Below are 12,508 nucleotides of genomic sequence, written 5' to 3' on the forward strand. Positions count from 1 at the left end.
CCATGACCACAGCCCTACCGGCCCGGAGCGGGCGCCGACGCGGCGACCGCCGCGCCCCCGGGAGCCCGATGGAACGGGCCCAGCGCCGGACGTTCTGGCCCTTCCTCGCCCCCGCCCTGGTCGTCTTCACGCTGTTCTTCGTGGCGCCCATCGGCTTCAGCGTCTGGCTGGGCTTCCAGAGCTGGGACGGCGTCGGGGAGGCGCGGGGTCGCGGCCTCAGGAACTACACCAACCTCCTGCACGACCAGCTGTTCCTCACCTCGCTGAAGAACACCACGCTCATCCTGCTGGTCGGCGGCGCGGCCATCTTCGTGGTCAGCTTCGCCGTCACCGTCCTGCTGCGCGAGATGCGCGACCGCAACCTCGTCCGCTACGTGCTGTTCTTCCCGGTGCTGGTCAACCCGCTGGTGTTCGGCGTCATGGCCGGGCTGCTGTTCCGGCCCGACGGCATCGTCAACACCGCCATCGGCTGGCTCGGCGTCGACGACCCGCCCAAGTGGCTGGCCGAGCAGAACCTGATGACGATGATCGTCGGCGTCACCGTGTGGGCGGGCACCGGCTACTACACCACCATTCTGATGTCCGGCGTCGAGCAGATCCCGACCACCTACTACGAGGCCGCCGAACTCGACGGCGCCGGCCCGTGGGGCCGCTTCCGGCACGTCACCCTGCCACTGTCCTGGGACGTCGTCACCGTCTGCGCCCTGCTGTGGACCATCTCCACCGTCAAGGTCTTCGAACTCGTCCTGGTCTTCGGCGGCAGCACCGGCGGCATGCCTCCGAACAGCACCTACACCACCGCGCTGTACGTCTACGAGAGCGCCTTCTCGGCCCGCACGACCCGCGACTTCGGCGTCTCCTCCGCCGCCGCCCTCGTCAGCCTCGTCCTCATCGCCCTCGTCGCCGTCCTGCTCCGGCGGGTGATGCGCCGGGATGCCATCCAGCTCTCCTAGCGGCGCAGACGTGGCCGCGCAGACGTCAAAGGACCCCGCAATGACCGTCATCACCCGACCACCGGACGCCGACCTCAGGGCCGGTCCCGCCCGGCCCGCCGCCCGACGCGGACGGCTGAGGCCGCGTCACCTCGGCGCCGCCGTGATCCGGGTGCTGTGCCTGGGGAACATCCTGCTGCTGATCTGGATGGTCGTCACCTCGCTGCGCGACACCAGGGACATCTTCGAGCACCCGGTCGGGCTGCCCGGCCACCTCGCATGGGGCAACTACAGTCGTGCCTGGGACACCGGCGGTTTCGGCCCGGCACTGGTCAACTCCCTGGTGGTGTCCGTCGGTTCGGCGGTGATCGCGGTGGCCCTCGCCGCGCCGGCGGCGTACGTCCTGGCCCGCACCAGGCGCCGGATCGGCAGCCCTCTCACCCTGCTGTTCGCCCTCGGGATCGGCGTCCCCACGCAGCTGATCGTCATCCCGGTGTACGTGGCCTTCGCCAAGGCCCAGAACGCCACCCAGCTCAAGCTCCTCGACAGCATGCAGGGCCTGATGACCGTCTACGTCGGCCTGGCCATGCCCTTCACCGTCTTCCTGCTCACCGGGTACTTCCGCAGCCTGCCGGTCGAGGTCGAGGAGGCCGCCTGCCTGGACGGCGCCGGGGCGGTACGTGGCTTCCTGCAGATCGTGCTGCCGATGGCCCGCAACGGCCTGATCACCGCCTTCACCCTCCAGGTGCTCAGCGCCTGGAACGAGACGCTGTTCTCACTGGTGCTGCTCACCAGCGACGGGAACAGGACGCTGCCCTCGGCGCTGCTGTCGTTCATCGACCAGCAGCAGTTCCAGGGCACCGACTGGGGCGGGATGTTCGCGGGAGTGGTCATCGTCATGGCGCCGGTGCTGCTGCTGTTCGTCGTCCTCGGCCAGCGGCTGATCGCCGGCATGACCGCGGGGGTGGGCAAGTGACCGCCCTCGACGGCCACGCCCGGCTGGCCGCCGCCCTGAGGCGGCACCGGCTGGTCGCCATCCTCCGAGCGACCACCGGAACGGACCTGACGGCGGCGATCGACGCGCTGGTCGAGGCCGGTGTCCGCTGCCTGGAGGTCACCCTGCCCACGCCGGGCAGCCTGACGGCCGTCGCCAGGACCCGAGCCCGGCTGGGGGAGGAGGTCACCATCGGTGTGGGCACCGTGCTGCGGGCCACGGACGTTCAGCGGGTGGCCGACGCGGGCGCCGACTTCATCGTCAGCCCCCATCTGAGCCTGCCCGTCGTGGAGACCGCCCGTGACCTCGGCCTCGGAACCCTGCCGGGCGTCCTCACCCCCACCGAGGCCGTCGACGCCATGGCGGCCGGCGCGACCGCCGCGAAGCTCTTCCCGGCCTCGGCGCTGGGGCCGTCGTTCGCCGCCGCGCTGCGGGCCCCGCTGCCGGACGTGCCTCTCGTCCCGACCGGGGGCATCGGCCTCGCCGACGTGCGTCCCTGGCTGGACGCCGGAGCGCTCGCCGTCGCCGTCGGCTCCCCGCTGCTCGGCGACGCCCTCACGGGCGGGAGTCTCGACGAACTGCGCACGCGGGCCGGCGAGTTCGTCGAGACCGCACGAGGAGGGGGCGGCCGTGCCTGACCTGGTGACGATCGGGGAGACCATGGCCGCGCTCGGCGCGGAGCGCGTCGGACCGCTGCGGCACGCCCGCACGCTGGACCTGTCCGTCGCCGGCGCCGAATCCACCGTGGCCATCGGCGCCCGGCGGCTCGGCCACACCGCCGGGTGGATCGGCCGGCTCGGCACGGACGAGTTCGGAGAGCTGGTCCGGACGACCCTGCGCGGCGAAGGCGTCGAGGTGCACGCCGCCGTCGACCCCGGCGCCCCGACCGGGCTGATGATCAAGGAGCGGCGCACCGCCGACCTGCGACGGGTCCACTACTACCGGGCCCACTCGGCCGGCTCCCGGCTCCGCCCGGAGGACATCCCGGCCGAGGTCGTCGAGCGGGCGAGCGTCCTGCACACCAGCGCCATCACCCCGGCGCTGTCGGACAGCGCCGCAGAGGCCGTCCGCGAGGCCGTACGGCGAGCCCGGGCCGCGGCCGTCACGGTGTCCTTCGACGCCAACTACCGGGCGAAGCTCTGGCAGCCCGCCGCCTACCGGCAGGCCGTCACCGCCCTGCTGCCCCACGTGGACCTGCTCTTCGCCGGCCTGGACGAGGCCCGGGCCCTGCTCCACACCGACCGCACCGATCCCGCGGCGCTCGCCGGCCTGCTGCTGAAACTCGGCCCGCGCACCGTGATCCTCACCCTCGGGGCGAGCGGCGCGCTCTCGACCGGCCCCTCCGGCGTCCTGCGCACCGAGGCGGTCCGGGTGACCGAGACCGACCCGGTCGGCGCCGGGGACTCCTTCGTCGCGGGCTACCTCTCCGCCCTCCTCTCCGGCCTGGACGAGCCGGCCCGGCTCGCGAAGGCGGCCCGGGTGGCCGCGTACTCCGTCTCGGCCCTGGGCGACTGGGAGGGACTGCCCACGGCCGCCGAACTCGCACACCTCCCAGCGGCCGGCACGGACGTCAGCCGCTGACCCGGAACCCCGTCCTCGCGGCGCCCTCCGCCGACGGCGCCGCGAGGACGGACCCACCACCGATCGGCACTCCCTTCATCCTCAGCGGCATTCACCCCCAGTGGAACGAGGTCCCCCATGCGCCCGATCAGACTCGTCCGACTCCTCCTACGCCCGACCGCCGCGCTGGCCACGGCCGCCTGCATCGCCGGGCTCACCCTGGCCGCCCCCACCGCGGAGGCGGCCACCGGCGCCGTGAGCCGGCAGCAGAAGGCGCCCGCCGCCGACGCGCCCGCGCCCACCGACCCGGGCACCCAGAGCTCCGTCGTCGGCGTCGCCACCGGTCTGCTCCCGCAGGCCACCGGCGGCACCGCCCCGCTCAGCTGGTCGGCCACGGGCCTGCCGGCCGGGCTGAGCATCAACTACTCCACCGGCACCGTGGTCGGCACGCCCCACGGGACCGGCTCCGCCACCGTCACCCTCACCGCGACCGACAGCCGGGGCAACAGCGGCAGCACCACCTTCACCTGGACCGTCGACGCGGCCACCACCGCCACGTCCTGGTACCTCGACTGCTCGGCCGCCGGCAACGGCTCCGGCACCCAGGACTCCCCGTGGAACAGCCTCGCCGCGGCGAACGGCCACACCTTCCAACCCGGCGACTCCCTGCTCCTCAAGGCCGGCACCAGCTGCGACGGCCAGCTCGCCCCGACGGGCAACGGCAGCGCCACGGCGCCGATCACCATCGGCGCCTACGGCAGCGGCGCCCGCCCGGTGGTCAACGGCGGCGGCCTCACCGGGACGACCGGGGCGGCGGTCCTGCTGCGCAACCAGTCGTACTGGATTGTCCAGGGCCTGGAGGTCACCAACAACGCCGCCGCCGAAGGATGGCGCTCGGGGATCAACGTCCTCGTCGACGACCTCGCCGAGCACGACGGCATCACGATCCGTGACAACGTGGTCCACGACGTCATGGGCCGGTCCGACCGCGGCGGCGACCACAAGGGCTTCTACCTCTCCCACGGCATCGGCGCCGACCTTCCGGTCAACGGCGGATTCGTCAAGGGCCTGACCATCGCCGACAACTACGTCCGCGACAGCCACGTCAACGGCATCGGCCTCTACGGCAACCAGGACAACGGCGGCGACAACAACAACGCCGTCCACAACCGGTTCGTCCACATCACCGGCAACACCATCGAGCGCAACAGCAACGACGGCATCGTGATCTGCGTCTCCGACTCGCCGCTGATCGAGTACAACGTCTCCGACCTCGCCGGGACGAACGCCGTCAACCCGGAGAACATCGCGGCGATCTGGGGCTGGGCGGACGACAACCCCACCTTCCAGCACAACGAGGCGTCCAACCTCATCGCCCAGACCTTCGACAGCCAGGCGTGGGACTGCGACGGCTACATGACCGGCGCGTGCACCTACCAGGACAACTACGACCACGACAACTACGGCGGCATCCTGCTCAACTGCCTTGCCTGCGGCGGCTCCTACCACGCGTCCATCGTCTACCGGAACAACGTCTCGGTGGGCGACTGTCGGATCATCAGCAACGGCGCCAGCACCCCCGTCAGCTTCCTGTTCGCCAACAACACCATCGACTGCGCCGGTAAGAAGGCCACCGTCGAACTGCCGACGGAGACCACCGTCGCCAACAACATCCTCACCGGAGCTCCCACCGGCTCCACCCTGCCCGCCGGGCCGACCTACCGGAACAACACGTACGTCGGCTTCACCGCACCCGGCAGCGACCCGGCGCCCTCCACCGCCGACCCCGGGTTCACCGCGCCCGGCACCGCGGGCTACGGCCTCCACTCCCTCGGCGGCTACCAGCTCGCCTCGCCCTCACCCGCCCACCGGAGCGGCATCGCCCTCAGTGGCGCCGAGGCGACCGACTACTGGGGCAACCCCACCAGCGCCACCGCCCCCAACCGAGGCGCCTACGGCGGCCCGGCCCTCGGAGCCGCCGCCTGCACCGACGACGGCTCCGCCGCCATCACCTACTCCGCCGGCTGGAGCTCCACCGGCAGCACCGGCTGCGGCAGCGGCCTGGACCACTGGAGCGACTCCGCCGGAGCCACGGCCACGTTCAGCTTCTCCGGCACCGCGCTGACCTACTACGGATCCCAGAGCCCGGACAACGGCATCGCCGCCCTCAGCATCGACGGCGGCCCGGCCGTCGACGTTAACCTCTACGCCCCCGCCAAGCGCCTCGGGCTCCCGGTCTACACCAGCCCCGTCCTGCCCGACGGCACCCACACCGTGACCGTCACGGTCAGCGGGCGCAAGGACCCGCGAGCGACGAACACCTACGTGAGCCTGGACGCCTTCGCCGTGAGGTGAGCACCCGGGACGTCGTCCCGGCCGGGCCGCGGTGAACCACCGTTGCGGCCCGGCCAGGGCTTTCAAACGCACTGCAGGAGATCCACCCGCCCTCAGCGACCCCCCCACTCGTAGAAGAAAGGGCTCCAGTCATGTCCTCGGAAGACGACGAATCCGCCGGGCGCGGACGGTCCGGGCCAGGCCCACGGCTCAGGGCGGCTGCGCTGCTGGCCGCCGGCAGCCTGGTCGCCGCTCTGGCGACCTTCCCCGCCCCCACCGCGCTCGCCGCGGCCGGCACCACCGGCACCACCGGCACCAGTACGGACGGTTGGGTGCTGAGCACCACCGACACCTCGGCCGGCTACGCCCCGGCCTTCATCGGCAACGGCTACTTCTCGACCCGCGTCCCGGCCGCCGGCGAAGGCTACAGCGGCGGGGCCGTCCCCATCGAGTCGGAACTGGCCGGCCTGTACGCCGCGCCGAACGGGCAGCCCGAACGGCGTGCCGCGCTACCGACGTGGACCACCCTCGGCTTCGGCCGCGAGGACGGCAACGGGGGAGTGTACGGAGTCCCGGCGGGCGCGCAGCCCCAGGTGCCCGCAGCCCCGCCCGCCGGGACCACGAGCAACTACCGGCAGTCGTTGGACCTGAGGACCGGCATGCTGACCACCAGCTTCGACTGGACCTCGCCCGGCGGCGACAGCACCGGCTTCACCTACGAGGTGAACGCCAACCGCTCCAGCGCGCACCTGGGCACCGTGACCGTGCGCGCCGTGCCGCGCTGGAGCGGAACGGCCACCGCCTACGACGAGTTCGACGGCCGTGGCCTCAGCAGCGCGTCCGCCGGCGGCGCGAAGGTCGACGGCGACGGCGCCACCCTCACCGAGGACGTGGTCACCGACGGAAAGCTGGTGACCGCCGCGCTCACCTCCGTGCTGCGCGTCGACGGCGCCACCGTGCCGACCACGGCCGTCGACGGCGCCGTCGGCCAGCGCGCGAGCTTCCCCGTCACGGCGGGCCGGACCTACGAGGTCACCAAGTTCGTGGGCGTCGCCTCCAGCGTCGACACCGACCGGCCGCTGACGGACGCCAGCCCGCAGCAGGCCGCCGGCGACGCCGCTTCCGCCGCCGCGGCGAGCGGCTACCAGCAGGCGCTCACCGCCAACCGCGACGCCTGGGCCGGCCTGTGGCAGTCGACCGTGTCCGTCCCCGGCGACACCGAGATGACCGCGACGATCCACGCGGCGATGTTCTACCTGCTCGCCAGCATGCGCTCCGACACCACCTGGAGCACCGGCCCCGGCGGGCTCTCCTCCAACGGCTACAACGGGCACGTCTTCTGGGACATGGAGACCTGGATGTACCCGGCCCTGCTCGCCCAGTACCCCGAGATCGCGCAGGCCGCGAACGCGTACCGGCAGAAACTGCTGCCGGCCGCCGAGGCCAACGCCGCCAAGCTGTCCACCCCGAGCCGCCCGCTCAAGGGGGCCAAGTACCCCTGGGAGAGCGCGCTGACCGGCAGCGACGCGACGCCGACCTGGTGGAACGGGATGCAGACCGAGATCCACATCAACTCCGACATCGCCCTCGCCCAGTGGCAGTACTACCAGGCCACCGGCGACACCGACTGGCTGCGGGACAAGGCGTGGCCCGTCCTGAAGGACGTCGCCGACTACTGGGCCTCCCGGGCCTCGTCCGACGGCGCCGGCGGGTACGACATCACCGACGTGATGCCCCCGGACGAGTACGTGAACAACGTCAACACCAGCGCGTACACCAACGCGAGCGCGCAGGCGTCGCTGCGGATCGCCGTCCAGGCCGCCGCTGTCGTCGGCCGGACTCCCGACCCCGCCTGGAGCACCGTCGCCGACGGTCTGGTCCTCCCGGTGGACACCACCAACAACATCCACCCGGAGTACCGGGGCTACGACGGCCGGGTCGTCAAGCAGGCGGACGTGACGATGCTCCAGTACCCGTGGGCCGTGCCGATGCCGCGCTCCCTGGCGCAGAACGACCTCGACTACTACAGCCGGCGCACCGACCCCCAGGCCCCGGCGATGGCCGACGCGATCGCCACCATCGACGCCGCCGCCCTCGGCTCGCCCGGCTGCACCGCGTACAACCACCTGCGGGCCAGCGCCGATCCGTTCCTGGGCGCGCCGTTCCACCAGTTCCACGAGCAGCGCTCCGGCGGAACGTTCACCTTCACCACCGCCGAGGGCGGCTACCTCCAGCAGTTCCTGTACGGCTTCACGGGCCTGCGCTGGGGTACGGACGCCGTCACCCTCGACCCCTTCCTGCCCACGCAACTGCCCGGGGACGACGTCACCGGCCTGAAGTGGCACGGCACCACCTTCGACGTCTCCGTCGGCCAGCAGGGCACCACCGTCACCGCCCGGTCCGGCCCCGCCCTCGCCGTGCGCGACGGCAGTGGCACCGTCCACCAGGTCGCGCCCGGCACCACGCTCACCCTGCCCACCCGGCACCCGGCCCCGACCGCAGGCCCGACCGACTGCGGTGGTCCGGCCCCGAGCGGGCCCATCACCGGCACGGCGAGCGCGCGGTGCGTCGACCTGCCGGGCGGTCTCACCGCCGACGGCACCCAGGTCCAGCTCTACGACTGCAACGGCACCGCCGCCCAGACCTGGACCCTGCCGGGCGACGGCACCGTGCGGGCCGCGGCCAAGTGCCTGGACGTGCGCGGCGGTTCCAGCGCGGACGGGGCAGCCGTCCAGCTCTACACCTGCAACGGAACACCGGCCCAGCAGTGGACCTACGACCCGGCAAGCAGCTCGCTCCGGGCCATGGGCAAGTGCCTGGACGCCGCCGACGCCGGGACGGCGAACGGAACGAAGCTCCAACTCCGGTCGTGCTCGGGCGGCACCGGCCAGCAGTGGAGGATCCCCACCCTGAGTTAGCCACGCCCTGGCCCCGGGGACGACCGCCGAGTCGACCCCGGGCCGGGTACCCCGTCACCGCCTACGCGTCGGGGCAGGGTCAGAACGCGAGGAACGGGACCGCAGACCTCAGCTCGCCCGGAGTGTGGCCGGTCACCGACCGTATCGCCCGCGTGAGCTGGGGTTGGTCGTAGTAGCCGCAGGCGGAGATCACCTCGGCGATCGATTCGCCCGCCGTGAGCAGCTGCGCGGCCTGCCGTGCCTGCTCGATGCTGAGGAGCTTGCGGCGCGACACCCCGACGGCCTGGCGGAAGCGGATCTGCGCCGTCCGTTCCGACATGGACCGTGGTCGTTGGCCGTGAAGGATCTCCTCGACGAGCGGATCGAGGAACAACAGACCCGCGCGCACGAGCCTGTCGACGAAGACGTCGACGTTCTGCTCGGTCGGCATCTCCCAGTCCCGGTTGTCCAGCACGATCCGGTCGCCCGGCACGGTCGGCAGCACGGCGTCGTTCAGATCGGCCAGACCGGCCGGCGGGAACAGGGGAAGATACGCACCGACCCGCAGTTCGACGCCGAAGAACTCCCAGCCCTCCGGGCAGGTCAGCGCTGTGGCGCCGGTCTCCGGACCGCGCAGGTGCACCGTCCAGCTGCCGGCGTGACGCGCGAACGCGATCATGGAGGAGCCTTTGGCCACCGAGGTGAAATCGGTGGTGGCGTCACAGCGCGCCGACCACACCCGCCGCACCAGCGGCAGTTCGCCCGCAACGGCGTCGAAGATCAACCCCATGGCAGGAGTTTAGTCCTGCCCGTCGCTCTTCGGTTCGATACAAGACGGGCCGATCACGGCGGTGGTTGAGTACGGGCATGAGAAAACTGGTCGAGTACAACCACCTCTCGCTTGACGGGATGTTCACCGGGGACGACTTCTGGGCCGCACAGATGAAGGTCGTGCCCAACGACAAGCACTTCGCGTACCAGCTTGGGATGTTGGAGGAGGCGGCCGGTCTCGTGCTGGGACGGGCGACCTACCAGGGCTTCGCGGCGACCTGGCCGACCATGACCGGCGCCCTCGCCGACCGGCTCAACGCCCTGCCGAAGTACGTCGCCTCCACCACCCTGACCGAGACCACCTGGAACGCCGAGGTGCTCGCGGGCGACGCCGTCGACGCCGTCGCCCGGCTCAAGGAGTCCGGCAGCGGAACCCTGGTGAAGTACGGCAACGGCCCGTTCAGCCGGGCACTCCTCGAGGCCGGGCTCATCGACGAGCTGCATCTGAGCATCTCCCCGTTCGTCGCGGGTTCCGGTCAGTCCCTGCTGGCGGGCATCGGCGCGACTGCCATGGACCTCACGGCGGTGACCGAGATCGGCAACGGCGCGGTGGTCCTGACCTACGAACTCTGAACGGTCGCCCCTCGGCACCGTTGAAGGACTAACGGCCGCCGTCCTCCGGCGGGAGCCAGAGGCTGGTGTCGGCCTTGCCGGGGGCCAGGCGGTTGACGACCTCGGCCAGCTCGACCGTGGCCTGTTCGATCCGCCGGTAGGTGTCACGCTGCTCGGCGACGACCGCGGCCAGCAGCAGGCTGGTGAGCGCCGCGCACCCGTTGAGGGCCTGCAGCATCACCATGGCGGCGACGAGCCCGTGCCCGGCGAACGGGCCCGCCCGGTTGGTCGCCGCCGTGATGGTGATCACCGAGACCAGCAGGACGCAGGGCGCCGCCCCGAGCACCTGGAACCGCAGCGCCGCCCAGATCAGGAAGGGGAAGACCAGGAAGAGCACGCTGAGCCTGGTGGAGGTGGCCAGCACGGTCGCACCGGCGGTACCGGCCAGCAGCAGGACCGGCTCCACCAGGTCGAACGGGCGCCGGTCGGCGGGCAGCCGGGCCGTGCTCAGCGCCAGCAGCAGCGGGGTGATCACCAGCACCCCCATCGCGTCGCCCGTCCACCAGGCCGACCAGGTGGACCAGAACCCGTCGGCCGGCAGGTCCCCGTTCAGGACCAGGACGGCGGTGCCGATGCTGGAGCTGATCAGCATCCCGGCGAACGCCCCGAGGAAGACCAGCGCCATCCCGTCCCGCAACCGGCCCATCTCGATCCGGAACCCGGCCCGGCGCAGCATCAGGTACGCGGCGACCGGAGCCAGGGTGTTCCCGGCCACGATGCCGAGCGTGCCCCAGGTGGGCGGCCCGGAGGAGACGACGACCAGGAAGGCGCCCAGCGCCACGGCCGGCCAGACGCGGAGGCCGTACAGCAGCAGACAGGTGAGCGCGATCCCGGTCGGCGGCCAGAGCGGGGTGACCTTGGCCCCGCCGATCACCACCTGTTCCAGCAGGCCGATCCGCCCGGCCGCCAGGTAGACCGCGGTGACTGCGAGCAGGCGTACGGCGGCCGTTGCGAGGCGGCGCGGGTCGCGCGGGCTGGGCGTGGTGGTGGGCGGCACGGTAGCCATCTGACTACGGACGGGCGGTGCTGTACGGGCGTGACACGCACGCGCCCGCCGCGGGAGTTCTCAGCCGTGGAGGTCGTCGTGGCGCAGCACCAGCACGGCGGCGTCGTCGGTGTGCCCGGTCAGGTCGGCGACCTCCAGCAGTTCGGCGGCCAGCGCGTCCGGCTCGTCCGCGACCCGTTCCCTCAGCACGGCCGCCACCCGCTCCAGCCCGGCCTCGATCGGGAACTCGGGCCCCTCGACCACCCCGTCCGTGACGAGGGCGACGACTCCGCTCCCGGACAGCTTGTGGTGGCTGACCGGGTACCGCTGGTTGGGCAGGACCCCGAGCGGCGGTCCGCCCTCGTCGTCGCACTGCCCCCAGTGGCCCTCGCCGTCCGCCCAGACCGGCGGGACGTGCCCGGCCCGGGCGTGCGACAGCTCCCCGGTGTCCGGGTCGTAGCGCAGGAAGCTGCAGGTGGCGAAGCGGCGGCTGTCCATGGAGATCAGCAGGTCGTTGGCCCGGCCCAGCACCTCGCCGGGGTCGGCGGCGGTGGTCGCGACGGCGCGCAGGCCGACCCGGACCTGGCCCATGATCGCGGCCGCCTCCACGTCGTGGCCCTGGACGTCGCCGAGCGAGAAGGCCAGCGAGCCGTCCGGCAGCCGGAAGCCGTCGTACCAGTCCCCGCCGACGCTCAGGCCGTGCCGGGCCGGCGCGTACCGGGCGACCGCCCGCAGTCCGGGCAGCTGCGGCAGCGCGGACGGCAGCAGCACGCGCTGCAGCGCCTCGGCAAGCTCCACCCGGGCCTGCTGCAGCTCGGCCTGCTCCAGCGCGGACGCGGTGAGCCGGCCGAGTTCGGTCAGCAGGTCGTCCGCGCTCCGGCGGCCGGCGGGGCGGCGTCGGATCATCGGCCCTCCGGCAGGTAGTGGGACGGGGTGATCAGAGCCAGCGTATGTCCCCCGAACGGGCGACGGCCGCCTGAGCGAGCGGCCGGCGCCGGGATCACCGCGCGACAGGTGAACCGATGGTGACGAAGCCCGGACGCAAGGTGAAATGAGCGAGGGATGTTTTGTTGCCCTCTCTTCCTAATTGCTACGGGCCGTCCGCCCGCCAGGGTGGCCACCCCCGGGCGTCGGTCGCCCCCGAGGCAGGCGGGGCCCGGTGGATGTGCATCGGATCGTGACCCGGACCACTCTTGACCGCAATCCAGTTAAGGAATTTTACTATTCCCCATCGCGGGCCGCCGCCCGCCCTTGATGCTCCCCTGGAGGCACCCTTTGTCCACTGAGCACGGCCCCGGCCTCGTCAGACGAGTCGGGCTGTTCCAGGCCACGGCCATCAACATGAGCCAGATGGTCGGTTGCG

10 protein-coding genes are annotated in these 12,508 nt (G+C 72.2%); 7 read left to right on the top strand and 3 right to left on the bottom strand.

Annotated elements, in window-relative coordinates:
* Positions 1-2: 2 nt before the first annotated feature.
* The 6 genes from IH61_RS0124410 (at position 3) to IH61_RS0124435 (ending at position 8,738) form a co-directional block, all read left to right on the top strand.
* Complete coding sequence (locus IH61_RS0124410; protein WP_031073361.1) at positions 3-953, top strand: carbohydrate ABC transporter permease; 951 nt, start codon at positions 3-5, stop codon at positions 951-953.
* 40 nt (positions 954-993) lie between these two features.
* Positions 994-1,908 carry a carbohydrate ABC transporter permease gene (locus IH61_RS0124415; RefSeq protein ID WP_051837845.1) on the top strand — a complete coding sequence of 305 codons (915 nt, stop codon included), beginning with the start codon at positions 994-996 and terminating at the stop codon, positions 1,906-1,908.
* Entirely contained in the window at positions 1,905-2,564 is a 660-nt protein-coding gene (locus IH61_RS0124420) for a bifunctional 4-hydroxy-2-oxoglutarate aldolase/2-dehydro-3-deoxy-phosphogluconate aldolase (protein WP_234327315.1), read from the top strand. Before IH61_RS0124415 ends, IH61_RS0124420 begins: the two co-directional genes overlap by 4 nt.
* Positions 2,557-3,507 (top strand): sugar kinase, encoded by a 951-nt coding sequence (locus tag IH61_RS0124425; RefSeq protein ID WP_037973289.1) that lies wholly within the window; start codon positions 2,557-2,559, stop codon positions 3,505-3,507. The genes IH61_RS0124420 and IH61_RS0124425 overlap by 8 nt, the downstream gene beginning before the upstream one ends.
* Positions 3,508-3,624: 117 nt before the next feature.
* Positions 3,625-5,841 (top strand): putative Ig domain-containing protein, encoded by a 2,217-nt coding sequence (locus IH61_RS49665; RefSeq protein WP_031073370.1) that lies wholly within the window; start codon positions 3,625-3,627, stop codon positions 5,839-5,841.
* Positions 5,842-5,972: 131 nt separating this feature from the next.
* Positions 5,973-8,738 carry a ricin-type beta-trefoil lectin domain protein gene (locus tag IH61_RS0124435; protein ID WP_051837846.1) on the top strand — a complete coding sequence of 922 codons (2,766 nt, stop codon included), beginning with the start codon at positions 5,973-5,975 and terminating at the stop codon, positions 8,736-8,738.
* A 79-nt stretch (positions 8,739-8,817) separates the two neighbouring features.
* Here the strand turns inward: IH61_RS0124435 and IH61_RS41345 are convergent, their stop codons facing one another.
* Positions 8,818-9,507 (bottom strand): helix-turn-helix domain-containing protein, encoded by a 690-nt coding sequence (locus IH61_RS41345; protein WP_037973290.1) that lies wholly within the window; start codon positions 9,505-9,507, stop codon positions 8,818-8,820.
* 77 nt (positions 9,508-9,584) lie between these two features.
* On the opposite strand from IH61_RS41345, the gene IH61_RS0124445 reads away from it, so the two are divergent.
* On the top strand, positions 9,585-10,121 hold the full coding sequence (locus IH61_RS0124445) for a dihydrofolate reductase family protein (protein WP_031073378.1): 537 nt from the start codon (positions 9,585-9,587) through the stop codon (positions 10,119-10,121).
* Positions 10,122-10,149: 28 nt separating this feature from the next.
* Here the strand turns inward: IH61_RS0124445 and IH61_RS0124450 are convergent, their stop codons facing one another.
* Positions 10,150-11,166 carry an MASE1 domain-containing protein gene (locus IH61_RS0124450; protein WP_051837847.1) on the bottom strand — a complete coding sequence of 339 codons (1,017 nt, stop codon included), beginning with the start codon at positions 11,164-11,166 and terminating at the stop codon, positions 10,150-10,152.
* Positions 11,167-11,226: 60 nt separating this feature from the next.
* Positions 11,227-12,051 (bottom strand): PP2C family protein-serine/threonine phosphatase, encoded by an 825-nt coding sequence (locus IH61_RS0124455; RefSeq protein ID WP_031073382.1) that lies wholly within the window; start codon positions 12,049-12,051, stop codon positions 11,227-11,229.
* Positions 12,052-12,508 lie beyond the last annotated feature (457 nt).

Origin of the sequence: Streptomyces sp. NRRL WC-3742, assembly GCF_000720635.1 — a bacterium.
Lineage (GTDB): Bacteria > Actinomycetota > Actinomycetes > Streptomycetales > Streptomycetaceae > Kitasatospora.

What these genes read in the sequence shown, in the direction of transcription:
- IH61_RS49665 (WP_031073370.1), top strand. Translation starts at nt 3,625, where the DNA reads ATGCGCCCGATCAGACTCGTCCGACTCCTCCTACGCCCGACCGCCGCG.
- IH61_RS0124415 (WP_051837845.1), top strand. Translation starts at nt 994, where the DNA reads ATGACCGTCATCACCCGACCACCGGACGCCGACCTCAGGGCCGGTCCC.
- IH61_RS0124445 (WP_031073378.1), top strand. Translation starts at nt 9,585, where the DNA reads ATGAGAAAACTGGTCGAGTACAACCACCTCTCGCTTGACGGGATGTTC.
- IH61_RS0124435 (WP_051837846.1), top strand. Translation starts at nt 5,973, where the DNA reads ATGTCCTCGGAAGACGACGAATCCGCCGGGCGCGGACGGTCCGGGCCA.
- IH61_RS0124410 (WP_031073361.1), top strand. Translation starts at nt 3, where the DNA reads ATGACCACAGCCCTACCGGCCCGGAGCGGGCGCCGACGCGGCGACCGC.
- IH61_RS0124450 (WP_051837847.1), bottom strand. Translation starts at nt 11,166, where the DNA reads ATGGCTACCGTGCCGCCCACCACCACGCCCAGCCCGCGCGACCCGCGC.
- IH61_RS0124455 (WP_031073382.1), bottom strand. Translation starts at nt 12,051, where the DNA reads ATGATCCGACGCCGCCCCGCCGGCCGCCGGAGCGCGGACGACCTGCTG.
- IH61_RS41345 (WP_037973290.1), bottom strand. Translation starts at nt 9,507, where the DNA reads ATGGGGTTGATCTTCGACGCCGTTGCGGGCGAACTGCCGCTGGTGCGG.